Source organism: Lampropedia aestuarii (genome assembly GCF_004803635.1).
Lineage (GTDB): Bacteria > Pseudomonadota > Gammaproteobacteria > Burkholderiales > Burkholderiaceae_C > Lampropedia > Lampropedia aestuarii.
Window position 1 is genome coordinate 163,930 of sequence record NZ_SSWX01000004.1, and the last position, 15,083, is coordinate 179,012.

The following is a 15,083-nucleotide window of genomic DNA, read 5'->3' on the forward strand; positions in this document are numbered from 1 at the left end:
GACGCACATGCCATTGACATACAGCCCGCCCATTCGTGATATGCAGTTTGTTTTGCACGAATGGCTGGGAGTGACCAAGCACTTGCAGCAGTTGCCACGCTATGCCGAATTTGACCAAGACACCTTCAATGCGGTGCTCGAAGAGGCGGGCAAATTTGCCTCTGAGGTGCTCGCGCCCACCAATAGCGTCGGTGATCTGCAAGGCTGCCAACTCGACCGCACCAACCACAGTGTCACAACTCCAGATGGCTTCAAGGAGGCCTATGCGCAGTATGTCGAAGCAGGCTGGCCTGCGCTGGCCTGCGAGCCGGAATACGGCGGCCAAGGCCTGCCATTTGTGATCAACCAGTGCGTGTTTGAGATGCTCAACAGCGCCAACCAGGCCTGGACCATGTACCCCGGCCTGTCGCACGGTGCGTATGAGGCCTTGCACGCCCATGGCAGCGACAGCCTCAAAGCCTTGTACTTGCCCAAGCTCACCAGTGGCCAGTGGACTGGCACGATGTGCCTGACCGAGCCGCATTGCGGCACCGACCTGGGCCTGCTGCGCACCAAGGCCGAGCCGCAAGCCGATGGCAGTTACGCGCTCACTGGCAACAAAATTTTCATCAGCGCCGGCGAGCACGACATGGCTGAGAACATCGTCCATCTGGTGCTGGCACGCTTGCCCGATGCGCCAGCTGGCAGCAAAGGCATCAGCCTGTTCGTGGTCTCCAAGTTCAAGCTCGATGCGAATGGCGAGCTGGGCGAGCGCAACCCGATATTCTGCACCGGCCTGGAGCATAAAATGGGCATCCACGGCAATGCCACCGCCCAGCTGACGTTGGACGGCGCAATCGGCCACCTGGTCGGTGAGCCGCACAAAGGCCTGATGGCCATGTTTGTGATGATGAACGGGGCCCGCCTCGGCGTTGGCAACCAGTCGCTGGGCTTGACTGAGATAGCCTTCCAAAACGCCTTGGCCTATGCCAAGGAGCGCCTGCAAATGCGCAGCCTGTCAGGCCCCAAAGCGCCTGAGCTGCCAGCCGATCCGATCATTGTCCACCCCGATGTGCGCCACCAGTTGATGAGCGCCAAAGCCTATGCCGAGGGCGGTCGCATGCTGGGCAGCTACTGCGGTCTGCTGCTGGACCAAGCGCACCACAGCGCCGATGCGGAACAACGCCAACAAGCCCTGTCACAACTGGCGTTATTGACCCCGGTAGTCAAAGCCTTTTTGACCGATAACGGCTTGAGTGCCACGATCGGCTGCCAACAAGTCTTTGGAGGCCACGGCTATATCCAGGAAACCGGTATGGAGCAACTGGTGCGCGATGCCCGCATCAACCTGATTTACGAAGGCACAAACGCCGTACAAGCGCTGGATTTGCTGGGCCGCAAGGTCCTGGGCGACCAGGGCAAGGCCTTGACCGCGTTTGGCAAACAAATTGGCGCCTGGGGCAAGGAGCACAGCCAGGAGCCCAAGCTGATCGAGTTCCTGCTGCCGCTGCAAAACCTGGGCGAGCGCCTGACCGAGCTGACCCAGGCACTGGGGGGCAAAGCCATGCGCAACCCCGACGAAGTGGGCGTTGCCGCCGTCGACTACCTGCGCATCGTTGGCCACCTGACGTTTGGCTGGCTGTGGGCGCAGGCTGCACAAGTGGCGCTTGCCGCAATCGCCGATGGCAAGACCGACCCGATCTACCCGGCCAAACTGGAGACCGCGAAATTCTATTTCACGCGCCTGATGCCCGAGGTCGAAACCGCCTTCAAACGCCTGCAAGCCAACGCCAATACGGTGCTGAAAACCAGCCACGCTCTGGCCTAAGCCTTGCTAAAGCGGCTGCACGCAACACCAGCGGCAGTCGCCGATGTGCCAATCCAGCACCCAGTGCTGGCCTATGCTGGGTGGTGCACCGCGCCGCTATTGCGCAGCTGACTGGGCCAGCACCGCTTTGCGCCACTGGCTGCCCCCGCCACCCTTTTATCGGAATCGACACGCATGACTGCTTCCGTGCACTCTTTTGATGACGCTATCGCCTTGAGCCGCGACGAGCTCGGCAACTTCCATGGCCGCACCACCCCCGCCTACCGCAATATGATCGGGCCGTTTGGTGGTATTACTGCCGCCGTCTTACTCAATGCCGTGCTGCAACACCCAGAGCGCTTGGGCGAGCCCACGGCCCTGACGGTCAACTACGCCGGCGCTGTGCCCGATGGGCCATTTCGCATCGTCGCCAAGCCGGTGCGCACCAACCGCTCCAGCCAACACTGGATCGTCGAGCAATGGGTGCTGGAAGACGGCCAGGAGTGCATTGCCACCACCGCCACGGTGCTGACCACGGCGCGCAAAGCCACCTGGGCAGGCTCGGACATTCCAGCCCCACTAACAGGTGGGCCGGCCGCGGGCATCACACCGCTGCGCTTTGCCGGCGTGCCGCCATGGTTTGAGCAATTTGACATGATTCCGCTCACCGGCGCTATTCCTTCGCAATGGGATGGCCAGGAACACAGTGACAGCACCTCTCGCCTGTGGGTGCGCCATGCGGCGCCGCGCGCATTGGACTACTGCAGCCTGACCGCTGCCTGTGACGTGTTTTATCCACGCATCTGGCTCAAACGCGCCTTGCGAGTGCCAGCGGGCACGGTGTCCATGACGATTTACTTCCATGCCAATCAAGCCATGCTCGACAGCACAGGCACAGGCTACCTGCTGGCACAGGCCAAAGGCCAGGAATTCCGCGACAACTACGCCGACCAAAGCGGCCAAATCTGGAGCCAGGACGGCAGCGTCTTGGCCACCACCCACCAACTGGCCTACTTCAAAGAGTAGTCGTCCCCTATTTGCTCAACAAGGAACCCCCATGCGCTCGAGTTACCCAGAAGTGGAAGGCGTTTTAGCCCATGTAGACAAAGGCATTCTGACCCTCACTTTGAACCGTGTGGAAAAGAAAAACGCCTTCACCCAAACCATGTATGGCGCAATGGCCGATGCGCTGGCCCAAGCCAGTACGGATAGCGCTGTGCGTGTGGTCGTGATTCAAGGCGATGCGAACGTGTTCAGCGCAGGCAATGACATTGCCGACTTCCAAACACCCAGCAAGGTCTCACAGGACAAGCCGGTATTTCGCTTCATGGAGGAAATCGCCCGCTTCCCCAAACCGGTACTGGCTGCCGTCTGCGGCCCCGCTGTAGGTATTGGCACAACCTTGTTGCTGCACTGCGATCTGGTCTATGCGGGCGACAACGCCGCATTCTCGCTGCCGTTTGTGAATCTGGGCCTGTGCCCAGAAGCTGGCTCATCCCTGCTGCTGCCCAAACTCCTGGGCCACCAACGCGCCAGCGAAGCACTGCTGCTGGGCGAGCCGTTTTTTGCCGAGGCCGCGCTGGACATGGGCCTGGTCAACCGCATCGTGCCCCCCACTGAGGCCAACGACCATGTGCAAGCCCAAGCCACCAAGCTGGCTGCCAAACCTTTGGCATCGCTGATCGCTACCAAGCGTTTGCTTAAGCAAGACAGCCAGGCTGCGGTGATTGCGCGCATCCGCGAAGAAGCCCTGATTTTTGGCGAGATGCTCCAAGGCCCAGCCGCCCAGGAAGCGTTTGCGGCCTTTATGGAAAAGCGCAAGCCCGATTTTTCTAAGCTGGCTGCGCAATAAGCAGGGCTTGGGACGGCCGTCTCACAGCGGCCAGGGCTGCTGGCTGATCTCGTCAATGAGTTGGAGCAATTGCTGGCCCGCATGCTCCACCAGCAACTGGCCTTTGTCGGCCGTTGCAGCCCTCGCATTGCCAGCTGCGCCTTGCGGGTTATAGTCCTGCATCATCCAGCCCATTTTGGCGCTCTTGCCGTTGCCCAGCAGCGCAAACTGGGCGGCGCGCTGCTCAGACATCGAGCGAAAATCCTGCGCATACTCCATGGCCACCAACTCAGGGGACAGATAGCGCATGATGGCCGTTTCATCTTCACCTGCATGCACGCCAAACCGGTCTTCGTGGGCATTGGACAAAGCCGCAATCTCGGCACTGCGCGGCAAATTAAACCAGCTGCTGCCATAGGTCAACAAGCCGTGCTGCTGACGCAATTGGCGCGCCACCATGTCCATCACACTGACATTGCCGCCATGGCTGTTGAACAGCAATACGCGGCGCACGCCGCTGGCGGCAATGCCTGCACCAATGTCATTCCACAGCGCCAGCACGGTGCTGGCCGACAAACTCAAGGTGCCGGCAAAACTGGTATGTTCAGGGCTAAAACCAATGCTTTGTGTGGGCAGCACCAATAGCGGCGGGCGCACTGCAGCCGCTTGTGCCTGCCACTGCGTATGCATGGCGTCGATGATGCCGTCGGTGATCGCCGTATCCACGCACAGCGGCAAATGCGGCCCGTGCTGCTCGGTGGCACCCAGCGGCAACACCGCCACTGTACGTTGCAGTAAATCTGAGCCAGCACGCGCTTGAAAATCGCGTGTACTCAAGGCCTCCCAACGCCAATGGGGCCAAGCAGTCATAGAAGAGACGGGATCGGTCATGCCTGTATTATGCAGGCCTGCTGCCAGTGCTGCACAACCATCAATCCATCACTTGCAATAACGCACGCTGCCACAAGGGCACTGCAGTGTTGCAGGAACCTATTGCACATCAATCTCTCATAATCGCTGCTGCCCAGGCAGCCGCCGCTTGAGCGCAGATGCGCAGATTGCACACGATTGACCTGTGCATGCGCAGTGCCCAACGCAAGCCGGCAGCAAGGCCCTGCTTCCCCCTTTTCTACCGCCCTCAAGCACGAGAGGCGACACAGTCCGAAACGCTCAAGTTCAGCCTAAGCACGTGACTGTTTTTTGGACCGTTTGACTATGTTCACTGCAGTGAATCGCCCACACACCGCCAGTCTGCCGCAGCGCGCCATGCGCCTCGGGCAAGCCATCTTCGCACATTGGGTCCCTCTGCTACTCTTATTGGTTGTGCTGTGTGGGCCAATCGCAGCCTCGCCCGCTTGGGCACAAGGCCTGTTCTCCAACGCCGGCAACTCCAGCAGCATCGGCCATAGCGAGCGCAGCGTCGTGCAAACGCCGCAAGTGCGTGCGGAATTGGTGGCGCTGGCTCCTGATGGCATCCATGCCGGTGACACCATCTATCTGGGCTTATTGCTAGAGCATGCCGATGGCTGGCATACCTATTGGAAAAATCCGGGCGACTCTGGCCTGCCCACCGAGCTGCAATGGCAACTGCCAGACGGCTGGCTCGCCAGTGACATTCAATGGCCAACCCCATTGAAGCTGCGTATTGGCCAATTGGCCAATTATGGCTACGAAGGCCTGCGCTTGTTGCCAGTGGCGGTGACGATTCCTGCCGACTGGGCGCCTGCGCCTTCTGGCAATCCGTTCGCACAATCGAATGAAGTGACAATCGGATTGCAAGCCAACTGGCTGGTCTGCAAGCTCGAATGCATTCCAGAATTTGGCGACTTTTTACTGACGCTGCCCGTTGAACTGTCTACGGCCTTGCAAACACCCGCCTTCCAAAATGCTTGGTTGGACCGCCCTGTGCTGATTGCCCAAGCGGGTACAGGCAGCTACGCCGCGGCCCAGGGCGACCAGCTCACTGTGCGCCTTGAAGGCTTGCCCAATGTACTGCACGGGCAAGAGCTGGAGTTGTTTGTCGACACACCAGCCGTGCTGCAACACGGCGCACGCGCCAAACAGGATTGGCAGCAGCGCTGGGAAGATGGCGCCTGGATTGCCCAGGCGCCCCTCTCTGCCGACCGCAGCGCCAGTCCAAGCGACCAGCGCTTGAATGTGCTTGTCACACGCCTCTCGCAAAGCGAAGGCGGCACCTGGGACCCTGCTGCGCCACACCAGCGCAGCAGCGCAGGCCTGACGCCGGAGCACAATGTGCCCGCAGTGGACGAGGCCATCGGCTGGGAGCTGGTGGTGCCAATCACCACCGGCTGGACTGGCGCAACACAAGCCCAGCCTAGCCCGGCTTTGCTGCAAGCGCTGACTGAGAATGCCCAAGCCCATGCCGCTCAGAGCGCAGACGCTGCGGGAGCAGCCAGCGCCCCCATGGCCAGCGACTGGAGCTGGCGGGAATGGGGCTGGATGCTGCTGTTTGCCTTTGTGGGCGGACTGATTCTGAACCTGATGCCTTGCGTGTTCCCGATTTTGGCCATCAAAGCCTTGTCGATCGCCCAGCACAGCCACCGGCCAGCGCAACGCCAGCGCAGTGCCTGGGCCTATGGCGCAGGCGTCGTGCTGTCGTTTGCAGCGCTGGGCGCAGCCGTATTGGTGCTGCGCGGTCTGGGTACCCAGCTGGGCTGGGGGTTTCAGCTGCAGTCGCCATGGTTTGTCGCCGCCATGGCCTTGCTGTTCAGCGTGATGGGCTTGGCCCTGGCCGGTCTGGTGCAATTTGGCGTGTGGCTGCCCCAGCGCCTGCGCCATGGCGGCCAAGGTGAGGGCAGCTCGGCAGCTTTTGGCTCCGGGGTGCTGGCGGCACTGGTCGCCTCGCCCTGCACCGGTCCGTTCATGGGCGCAGCCTTGGGTGCAGCTTTGGGCTTTCCGTTTGCCGCGGCCATCAGCATTTTTGTCATCATGGGTATGGGCATGGCCTTGCCGATGATGGCCTTGGTGTGGTTCCCACAGCTGATCAATCGCCTGCCCAGACCTGGTGCCTGGATGGACACCTTCCGCCTGGCCATGGCCTTCCCGATGTTTGCCACCGTGGTCTGGCTGCTATGGGTGTTGGCCCACCAAGTCGGCATCAATGGCGTGTTTGCCTGGTTGGCGGTGCTGTGGGCGCTGAGCTTCATTTGCTGGCTGCTCGGCAAACGCCCGGCCAGCACGCGTGCCTGGACCTTGCATGCGGTTTGGTGGCTGGCACTGGCTCTGCCGCTGAGTGTGGGCTTCTGGAGCGGGCGCTTTTTTGTCGAGGCGATCACCAACCCACCGGCGGCGCTGGAGCAAGCCAGCAGCCAGCAAGACCTGTGGCAGCCCTGGAGTGCCCAGGCCCAAACGCAAAGTCTGGCCGCCAAACGCCCCGTGTTTGTGGACTTCACCGCGTCCTGGTGCATCACCTGCCAATACAACAAAGCCACCACCTTGGCTGATGCCGAGGTATTGGCCGATTTTGCAGCCGCCGATGTGCAATTGCTGCGCGCCGACTGGACTCGTCAAAACCCCGAGATCACGCAAGCCTTGACCGCACTGGGGCGCTCTGGCGTGCCGACCTATGCCTTGCATGTGCCCGGACAAGAGCCAGTGGTGATGACCGAAATTCTCGACAAAGCCCAGCTGCGCGAGCTGCTGCAAAAGCTACGCTAAGCCTGGTAAGACCAAGGCGCGCCTGAGAGCCGCAGGGCCAGATAATCCATCAAGGCGGTAACGCGGGCGGGGCGGCTGCGGCTAGGCGGGGTGACCAGATGCAGCGCGATCGCGCTGACTTGCCAATCGTCCATCGCAGTGCGTAAGCGGCCATCGCGCAAGGCCTGCCACACCATGAACTCAGGCTGCAAAGCCACGCCCAGGCCCGCCTCCAACGCGGGATTGAGGGCCTCGGCGTTATTGACCAGCATCATGCCTGGCACAAACACCGTGGCCTCGCCCTTGTCCGCATGGCTAAAACGCCAGGGCACGGCCGCCCCCGTTTGCGAATACAGCATCACTTGGTGTTCAGACAAGTCCGAGGGGTGTGCAGGCTCACCATGCTGCTTGAAATAAGCTGGCGAGCCCACCAGCAAAATGCGCACCGTGGCCAGCTTGCGCGCCAGCAAGCTCGAATCCTGTAACTGTGAGATGCGCAAGGCCAAATCCAGTCGGTTGCCCACCAGGTCAACCTGCTGGTCGCTGAACTGGATGTCCAGGCTGACCTCAGGGTGCTCACGCATGAAATCAGGCAGCAGCGGGGCCACACAGGCAATGCCAAAGGACATGGGCATCGTGATGCGAATCGGCCCACGCAAACGGCTCGACTGCTCGGTCATTTCTTGCTCGACGGTCTGGCCCTCCAGCAAGATCCGTTCAGCCCGCTCAAGCGCAATCTGGCCACTCTCAGTCAACGTCAGCTGCCGAGAGGTGCGGTGAAACAAGGCCGTTTTCAAACGCGCCTCCAAGCGTGAAATCGCCTTGGAGATCGTCGCTTGCGCCACGCCCAAGTCTTGTGAGGCTTTGGAAAACGAGCCCAACTGCACCACGCGGGCAAAAATGGCCCAGGCCTCTAGATCCGGTAATTGCTTCATCGCACCACAGTCTGATTGAAAAGAAATCGCCTATGCTGGCGCAACAGTTGACACAGGTTTTCAGCGTATGTTTCGCACGAAAACCTGCGCATCCTATAAGAACGTGTTTACGATCTTAGAGCCTGCACCACCTAGAAGGATTATCCTGTTTCATAACGCAACAAGCGACTGCCGATTCGTGCAAGCGCGCGCTGGCGCTCTCAGCGCCTATTCAAGAAAAAAGCCAGCGCTGGTAAGGGGCTGGCTCTGTACGAACTTTGGTTGTTGGCTTTGTCTTTAGCCAACTATCCGTGCATCAGGCTGCGCGCAACTGCGCAATCAGCTGTTCACGCAACTCTGGCTTGTGCGCAAATGGATCGCTGGGGTTGCGGCCTTGCACCACATCTTCGAGGCGTTGCTGCACCGAGCCCAAGGCTTGCGGGTGGCTGTAGATGTAGAACTGGTCGGACTCAATCGCATCAAAGACTTTCTGTGCGACTTCTGCGGCGGTGACCTTGCCCGATTGCACGGCTTTTTTGCCCATCGCATCGCCCACCAGCTGGCTTTGTGTGGGTTTTTGCTCGGCCAAATTGCCAGGGCGGTTGCGCTCGCTATTGGCGATGCCAGTCGGCACGAAGAACGGGCATAGCACGCTGGCCGAGATTTGGTCGCTGACCAGCTTCAAGTCTTGGTACAAGGTTTCGGTCAAAGCCACGACCGCATGCTTGCTGACGTTGTAAATGCCCATATTCGGCGGCGTCAGCAAACCGGCCATGCTGGCGGTGTTGACGATATGGCCTTGCCAGTTCGGATCGGTTTTGGCTGCTGCCAGCATCATCGGGGTGAAGTAATGCACGCCGTGCACCACGCCCATCACGTTCACACCCATCACCCAGGCCCACTCGGCTGGCGTGCTCTCCCACACCAGACCACCAGCGGACACACCGGCGTTGTTGAAAACAAAATGCGGCGCGCCCAATTGCTGCTGCACATCTTGCGCCAGCTGCGCCATCGCCTCGGCATTCGAGACATCGACCACGCGCGCAATGATCTGGCCCTGGTACTTGTCCACCATGGGCTTGAGCTCGGCCACCGCACGGTCCAGCGCGTCTTGCTGCACATCGACCAGCACCAAATGCATGCCGCGCGCGGCGCCAATGCGCGCGCACTCCAAACCAAAACCTGAACCTGCGCCGGTCAATACCGCTGTTTTTCCTGCAAATGTTTGAATCACTGCTTGTCTCCTGGCTGTTATTGTTTAAGAACGTGTTTACGATCTTTTTGCAGTCGCGCAAGGCACAAAAAAGTGGCAGTGCAAGGCGCCTGTTGCCGCTCATACGTCTGTATGAACAAAACGGGCAACGCCGCAATGCGCTTTTTTGTGCCTTGCCCTCTGGGTTGGAGCCCAAAAGGCACGCTGCTTTGTTAAAAATCCTCGCCGGGCAGCTAGCCCGACTGCGGTTTTTGCCGCGCATCGTATCCTTTTGGGCTCCAACGCGGTCTGTAAAAAGATCGTAAACACGTTCTAAGTGTTGGCGATCTCTGGTGCGAGATCGCCCAACGCTTGTCAGACCAACTTGACCAATTGCTTGCCAAAGTTCTGGCCTTTGAGCATGCCCAAAAAGGCTTCGGGCGCGGCAGACAAACCTTCTGCGACCGACTCACGCGCGCGCAGCTTGCCGCTGGCCACCAAACTGCCCAGCTCTTTGAGGGCAGCAGGCCAGACCTGCATGTGCTCGCTGACAATAAAGCCTTCAACGCGCATGCGGTTGATCAGGATCAAGGCCGGGTTAGCCATCGACAGCGGCTGGCCATCGTAGCCAGCAATCATGCCGCACACGGCCATGCGGGAAAACGCATTGGCGCGCAGCATGACCGCATCCATGATCCAGCCACCCACGTTCTCAAAATGGCCATCAATGCCATCTGGGCAGGCTTCTTTCAAGGCTTTAGCCAACGCATAAGTATCCTGGTTGTACTCGCGGTAATCCAGACAGGCATCAAAGCCCAATTCCTCGACTGCATAGCGGCACTTGTCAGGGCCGCCGGCAATGCCAACTACACGGCAACCACGTGCTTTGGCCAATGCCGCATAGGCACTGCCGACTGCGCCCGACGCGGCGGTGACCGTGACAGTCTGACCCGGTTTAGGGTCGATGATGTGCACCAGTCCGTAATAAGCGGTCACGCCCGGCATGCCGACCGCGCCCAAATAAGCCGACAGCGGCACATGCGTCGTATCGACCTTGCGCAGCACGCCCGGTTGCGTGGCCGTCACAACGCTGTAGTTCTGCCAGCCGCCCATGCCCACGACCTGGTCGCCAGCGGCATAATCGGGGTGGCGGCTCTCGACCACTTCGCCGACGGTGCCGCCAATCATGACCTCGCCCAGCGGCTGGGACGCCGCATAGCTTTTGGAGTCATTCATGCGCCCGCGCATATACGGGTCCAGACTCAGGTAGTGGTGGCGCACCAGCACCTGGCCGTCTTGCAAGGGCGCAATATCGGTCTCGACCAGTTTGAAGTTAGCGGCCGTGGCTTCGCCTTTAGGGCGGTTGTCCAGCACGATTTGGTGGTTCTTGGTCATCGCTGTCTCCTTATAAAAACACAAATAAGATCCAATGCATACACGGCCATCGCATGGCTGGCGCGCACGCCCTGTCAGCCTCGTCCAGGCAGCACACGCAGACCCGACGGGGTCATGATCTCGGCGCTCACGCTCGGACTTAGCGTCTGCACAAACACGATCTCTGGCCCAGCCTGTGCATAGCGCCACTGCAAGCTGTCGGCCAAGCGCTGCAGGCGCTCGGGCTGCGGGTGGCCAATGCGCAGACGCTGCAGCGACAGGCCTTGCTCGGGCAGTGTCTGCGCTGGATGCGCAGGCCCAGCCTGCCATTCAATCAAAGCGGGGCCAGCACCATCAACGGGGATCGAGCCATCGCTGGGAATGGTGATTTGCCACTGGCGCTCGCCACGACTCATGGTTTGCACCGGCCCTAGGGCTTCGCTGGCTTGCTCAACGCGCGCGGCAATGCCCGGCGCGCCTTCATTGCGCAGCACCCACATCGCCAAATGCGGCAGGCTGCCTGGCTGCAAATTGTCCAGCGCAAACCAGCGCGGCTGGGCTGGTAGCGGCACACCGGCTTGCGGGGCGATGACTTCCAGATACAGACCTTCGCCCAGGCGCAGCAGCGCATTGTGCGTGGCCATGCGCGGATGCTGGCCGCCGGGCGTGGCGCGCACGCCGAGCACCGATTCCAGCCAGGTCACGCCTTGCTGCAAATCCTGGCAGACGACGGCCAAATGGTCGAGATACACACCGGTGCCTGTCACAAGCGCACCTTGCTGCTGTGGAGTGGTTGTCGCGGTACTCATGCTTGGGCTGGACGCTGCTTGATGACAAAAGTGCCACTGGCCTTGGCGCAAATTTCTCCGTCATCGGCGATGATAGAGGCCTCAATGAACACCAGCTTTTTAGTGCGCTGCAAGACCACGCCATGGCCGTTCAAGGTGCCACGCGAGGGGCGCATGAAACTGGTTTTCATCTCCACGGTGATCGCGCCCATATCGGGCTGCTCAGGCTCCAGCGCAGCAAAGGCCATGGTCACATCGAGCAAGGTCATCACCACGCCGCCATGTGCCATGTCATACGCGTTGTTGTGCTCAGGCCGCGGCGTCAAGCGCAAGTGCGAGCGGCCTTGGCCGTAGGACACAAACTCAATGCCCAGGTGGTCGATAAAAGGAACGGTAAATCCGCGCACAGTGCTCATGGTGGAACTCTCTTAAAAATGGAAAACAGCGACTGTACAGCCTGCCAACGGTGCGCAGCCGCTGCTACAGGGCTTAGCCACCCGAGAGCACGCTGACACCGCCATCAACGGCCAGATGTTGACCGGTAATGTGCTTGCCCGCATCGGAAGCAAACAGCAGCGTAATGCCTTTCAAATCCTCGTCGTCGCCCAGGCGTTTAAGCGGGGCTTTTGCTGCCACAGCGTCACCACCCCCCATGGCCTTGAGTGTACCCAGGGTCATTTTGCTGGGGAAAAAGCCGGGACAAATGGCATTGACACGGATGCCGTAATGGCCCCATTCAGTCGCCAGGGCGCGGGTGAAATTGAGGACTGCGCCCTTGGAGGTGTTGTAGGCAATGGTTTGCATCTCGGGCGGGTTGCCGCCCAGACCTGCAATCGATGCCAGGTTGATGATGCTGCCCGATTGGCGCGCAATCATGCCGTGTTTGGCCACGTGCTGGCTCAGCAGGAAGTACCCTCGGATGTTGAGGTTCATCACCTTGTCCCAGGCTTCCAGCGGGTGGTCTTCAGCGGGCGCGCCCCAGGTGGCGCCAGCGTTGTTGACCAGAATATCGATCTGGCCGAGCTGCTTGTTCGCGTGCTCGGCCAAACGCGCAATGTCTTGCGGGTTGGCAGCATCGGCGGCCAGCCACTGGGCGTCGATGCCAGCGGCTTTGAGCTCGGCCGCCGCTTCTTCCAAGTCGGCGGCTTTGCGCGAGCTCAGCAGCACTTTGGCACCAGCTTCGCCCAGCGCGTGGGCCATTTGCAGACCCAGGCCACGCGAGCCTCCGGTCACCAAGGCAGTCTTGCCAGAGAGGTCAAACAATTGCTGGATGCGGCGGTGTGTCATAGGGTGTGTCTCCTGGTGTTGTTGATCTGTCTGGCCGGGCTTGCCACTTGGCTGTTTGCTTGGGCAAGCCCTGCACTTGCGTATTTAGGACACCCAGTCCATGCACTGGCGCGCTTCGCGAATCGCGCCAATAAAGCCTTTCAAGGCCACATGCTGGGGGTGGTCGGCGTACGCATCCAAGGCGGCCTTGTCGGTGAACTCGCTAAACAGCACGATGTCGTAGGTCGCTTCCAGGCCTTGGGCCTGGGCTTCTGCGCCGGTCACCACTTCAAAGCGCAAGGTGCCGGGCGAGAGCTGGGCACAAGCCAGCAGTTTGTCTTTCATCAATCGCAGATTGGTGGCTTTGTCAGCGCCTTCGGCCTGGTCCAGCAGTTTCCACATCACGATGTGTTTGAGGGTGCTCATGGTATTCAAAATCCTTCGTCTATGAGATCTACACAAGTTGTGTCACCCGTTTGTACCACTTGTAGCCAAGCGCCAATCTTAGGCAGCTCATAACGGAAGAAAAATTGTGCGCAGGCCAGCCGCCCTTGCGCTTTGGCGTCCAGCGCTGCGCCGCTTGACGCCACCACCGCACTGGCCACATCCAGCCAGATCCAGGCCAGCACCACATGGCCAAAGCCTTGCATATACGGCACGGCATTGGCCAGCGTGCGGTTGGCATCGCCCCATTGCCAGGCCTGCTCGGTGGTGCTGAGCACGACTTGCCAGGCCGCTTGCAACTGCTGGGCCAAGCCGGCCAATTCCGGCTGTTGCTGGGCTTGGGCCGCGGTGGCCTCAATGCGTTGCGTCAGCAGTTTCAGGCCAGCTCCGTCTTGCATGCGCACTTTGCGGCCCAGCAAATCATTGGCCTGGATGCCGTGCGTGCCTTCATGGATCATATTAAGGCGGTTGTCGCGCCAGTACTGCTCTACCGGAAAGTCACGCGTATAGCCATAACCGCCATGGATTTGAATGGCCAGCGAGTTGGCCTCCAGGCACCATTCGCTGGGCCAGCTTTTGGCAATCGGCGTCAGCACTTCCAAGAGCAGCTTGGCTTCGGCGGCACTGCCCTCGCCACCCGTATGCTGCTCATCAACCAAACGCGCGGCCAACAAATTCAGCGCCAGCGCGCCTTCGCAATAGGTTTTTTGCGCCAGCAGCATGCGGCGCACATCGGCATGGCCAAAAATGGCGACCTGCGGGGCAGCAGCGTCTTTGCCGCCAGCGCCCAGCGGCCTGCCTTGTGGACGGTTTTTGGCGTATTCCAAGCTGGCCTCATAACCGGCCTGGCCCAGCATGGTTGCGGCCATGCCAATCGCAATGCGGGCTTCGTTCATCATGTGGAACATGCAACGCAGGCCGTCCCCGACCTGGCCGACCAAATAGCCGATGGCGCCGGCGCTGCCGCGCACCGGGTACTGGCCTTCGCCGAAGTTGAGCAAGGTGTTGGTGGTGCCGCGCCAGCCGAGTTTGTGGTTCAAACCGGCCAAGGCCACATCATTGCGCTCGCCGGTCAACTGGCCTTGGCTATCGACCAGTTTTTTGGGCACGATGAACAAGGAAATGCCTTTGACGCCAGGCACCAGCTTGCCCGATGCATCAGGCACTTTGGCCAAGACCAGGTGCACGATGTTCTCGGACAGTTCATGATCGCCCGAGGAAATCCACATTTTGTTGCCTCGCAGGCGGTAGCGTGCGCCCAGCGGATCGGCTTCGAAATCTGCGCCATCGGGCACGGCGCGGGTGGCCACATCGCTCAGCGATGAACCAGCCTGCGGCTCGGACAAACACATGGTGCCGGTAAAGCGGCCATTGAATTCGTTGTGCGCAAACACCTGCTGCTGCAGCGGCGTGCCATGGGCCATCAATAGATTGGCATTGCCGGTGGTCAGCATATTGGAGCCAATGCTGATCGAGGCCTTGGCAAAAAAGGTGTTGGCGGCCGACTCAACGACAAACGGCAGCTGCATGCCGCCCAGTGCATAGTCCTGCGCAGCGCTGAGCATGCCCGAGTCGGCATAGGCTTGGCGGGCATCGTAGGTCGCTTGCGGCAGCACGACTTTCTCACCGTCAAAATGCGGCTCCTGGGTATCAACCAAACGGTTAAAAGGTGCAAATTTGTCGGCAGCAATGCGCTCGCAGGTATCCAACACCGCATCAAAGGTCTCGCGGCCGTGGTCGGCATAGCGGCTACGCTCAGACAACTGCTGCACCTGCAGCCAGTCATAGAGAAGAAAGTCCAAGGTATTGCGCAAGCTCATGGTGGGGTATT

General features: G+C 60.3%; 13 protein-coding genes. 4 read left to right on the forward strand and 9 right to left on the reverse strand.

Features of this window, described 5'->3' with window-relative positions:
* Window positions 1-7: 7 nt before the first annotated feature.
* The 3 genes from E8K88_RS04630 to E8K88_RS04640 all read left to right on the forward strand — a co-directional run bounded on the left by E8K88_RS04630 (window position 8) and on the right by E8K88_RS04640 (window position 3,638).
* On the forward strand, window positions 8-1,807 hold the full coding sequence (locus E8K88_RS04630) for an acyl-CoA dehydrogenase C-terminal domain-containing protein (RefSeq protein ID WP_136405478.1): 1,800 nt from the start codon (window positions 8-10) through the stop codon (window positions 1,805-1,807).
* Window positions 1,808-1,981: 174 nt separating this feature from the next.
* On the forward strand, window positions 1,982-2,812 hold the full coding sequence (locus E8K88_RS04635; protein WP_136405479.1) for an acyl-CoA thioesterase: 831 nt from the start codon (window positions 1,982-1,984) through the stop codon (window positions 2,810-2,812).
* 31 nt (window positions 2,813-2,843) lie between these two features.
* Window positions 2,844-3,638 carry an enoyl-CoA hydratase gene (locus E8K88_RS04640; RefSeq protein WP_136405480.1) on the forward strand — a complete coding sequence of 265 codons (795 nt, stop codon included), beginning with the start codon at window positions 2,844-2,846 and terminating at the stop codon, window positions 3,636-3,638.
* A 21-nt stretch (window positions 3,639-3,659) separates the two neighbouring features.
* Here the strand turns inward: E8K88_RS04640 and E8K88_RS04645 are convergent, their stop codons facing one another.
* Window positions 3,660-4,508, reverse strand: a complete 849-nt coding sequence (locus E8K88_RS04645) for a creatininase family protein (protein ID WP_240754320.1) — start codon at window positions 4,506-4,508, stop codon at window positions 3,660-3,662.
* A 324-nt stretch (window positions 4,509-4,832) separates the two neighbouring features.
* Here E8K88_RS04645 and E8K88_RS04650 point away from each other — a divergent pair, with 324 nt between their 5' ends.
* Window positions 4,833-7,295 carry a protein-disulfide reductase DsbD family protein gene (locus E8K88_RS04650; RefSeq protein WP_240754321.1) on the forward strand — a complete coding sequence of 821 codons (2,463 nt, stop codon included), beginning with the start codon at window positions 4,833-4,835 and terminating at the stop codon, window positions 7,293-7,295.
* Here E8K88_RS04650 and E8K88_RS04655 read toward each other — a convergent pair.
* From E8K88_RS04655 to E8K88_RS04690, 8 genes are all read right to left on the reverse strand, one after another.
* The gene (locus E8K88_RS04655; RefSeq protein WP_136405481.1) at window positions 7,292-8,209 is read right to left on the reverse strand and encodes a LysR family transcriptional regulator; all 918 of its coding nucleotides are present in this window, start codon (window positions 8,207-8,209) and stop codon (window positions 7,292-7,294) included. The two genes, E8K88_RS04650 and E8K88_RS04655, sit on opposite strands and share 4 nt — an antisense overlap.
* Before the next feature lie 295 nt (window positions 8,210-8,504).
* Window positions 8,505-9,422 carry an SDR family oxidoreductase gene (locus E8K88_RS04660; RefSeq protein ID WP_136405482.1) on the reverse strand — a complete coding sequence of 306 codons (918 nt, stop codon included), beginning with the start codon at window positions 9,420-9,422 and terminating at the stop codon, window positions 8,505-8,507.
* A 333-nt stretch (window positions 9,423-9,755) separates the two neighbouring features.
* A complete protein-coding gene (locus E8K88_RS04665; RefSeq protein ID WP_136405483.1) occupies window positions 9,756-10,775 on the reverse strand; it encodes an NADP-dependent oxidoreductase in 1,020 nt (339 codons plus the stop codon).
* Between the two features lie 74 nt (window positions 10,776-10,849).
* Window positions 10,850-11,563 carry a VOC family protein gene (locus tag E8K88_RS04670; protein WP_136405484.1) on the reverse strand — a complete coding sequence of 238 codons (714 nt, stop codon included), beginning with the start codon at window positions 11,561-11,563 and terminating at the stop codon, window positions 10,850-10,852.
* A complete protein-coding gene (locus E8K88_RS04675; RefSeq protein ID WP_136405485.1) occupies window positions 11,560-11,958 on the reverse strand; it encodes a PaaI family thioesterase in 399 nt (132 codons plus the stop codon). The genes E8K88_RS04670 and E8K88_RS04675 overlap by 4 nt, the downstream gene beginning before the upstream one ends.
* Window positions 11,959-12,031: 73 nt before the next feature.
* Window positions 12,032-12,829 carry an SDR family oxidoreductase gene (locus E8K88_RS04680; RefSeq protein WP_136405486.1) on the reverse strand — a complete coding sequence of 266 codons (798 nt, stop codon included), beginning with the start codon at window positions 12,827-12,829 and terminating at the stop codon, window positions 12,032-12,034.
* Between the two features lie 84 nt (window positions 12,830-12,913).
* Window positions 12,914-13,234 (reverse strand): Dabb family protein, encoded by a 321-nt coding sequence (locus tag E8K88_RS04685; protein ID WP_136405487.1) that lies wholly within the window; start codon window positions 13,232-13,234, stop codon window positions 12,914-12,916.
* A 5-nt stretch (window positions 13,235-13,239) separates the two neighbouring features.
* A complete protein-coding gene (locus E8K88_RS04690) occupies window positions 13,240-15,072 on the reverse strand; it encodes an acyl-CoA dehydrogenase (RefSeq protein ID WP_136405488.1) in 1,833 nt (610 codons plus the stop codon).
* Between the last annotated feature and the right edge of the window lie 11 nt (window positions 15,073-15,083).

Coding starts and splice junctions, on each gene's coding strand:
- E8K88_RS04670 (WP_136405484.1), bottom strand. CDS start 11,563: ATGAGTACCGCGACAACCACTCCACAGCAGCAAGGTGCGCTTGTGACA.
- E8K88_RS04675 (WP_136405485.1), bottom strand. CDS start 11,958: ATGAGCACTGTGCGCGGATTTACCGTTCCTTTTATCGACCACCTGGGC.
- E8K88_RS04655 (WP_136405481.1), bottom strand. CDS start 8,209: ATGAAGCAATTACCGGATCTAGAGGCCTGGGCCATTTTTGCCCGCGTG.
- E8K88_RS04640 (WP_136405480.1), top strand. CDS start 2,844: ATGCGCTCGAGTTACCCAGAAGTGGAAGGCGTTTTAGCCCATGTAGAC.
- E8K88_RS04685 (WP_136405487.1), bottom strand. CDS start 13,234: ATGAGCACCCTCAAACACATCGTGATGTGGAAACTGCTGGACCAGGCC.
- E8K88_RS04665 (WP_136405483.1), bottom strand. CDS start 10,775: ATGACCAAGAACCACCAAATCGTGCTGGACAACCGCCCTAAAGGCGAA.
- E8K88_RS04645 (WP_240754320.1), bottom strand. CDS start 4,508: ATGACCGATCCCGTCTCTTCTATGACTGCTTGGCCCCATTGGCGTTGG.
- E8K88_RS04630 (WP_136405478.1), top strand. CDS start 8: ATGCCATTGACATACAGCCCGCCCATTCGTGATATGCAGTTTGTTTTG.
- E8K88_RS04680 (WP_136405486.1), bottom strand. CDS start 12,829: ATGACACACCGCCGCATCCAGCAATTGTTTGACCTCTCTGGCAAGACT.
- E8K88_RS04650 (WP_240754321.1), top strand. CDS start 4,833: ATGTTCACTGCAGTGAATCGCCCACACACCGCCAGTCTGCCGCAGCGC.
- E8K88_RS04635 (WP_136405479.1), top strand. CDS start 1,982: ATGACTGCTTCCGTGCACTCTTTTGATGACGCTATCGCCTTGAGCCGC.
- E8K88_RS04690 (WP_136405488.1), bottom strand. CDS start 15,072: ATGAGCTTGCGCAATACCTTGGACTTTCTTCTCTATGACTGGCTGCAG.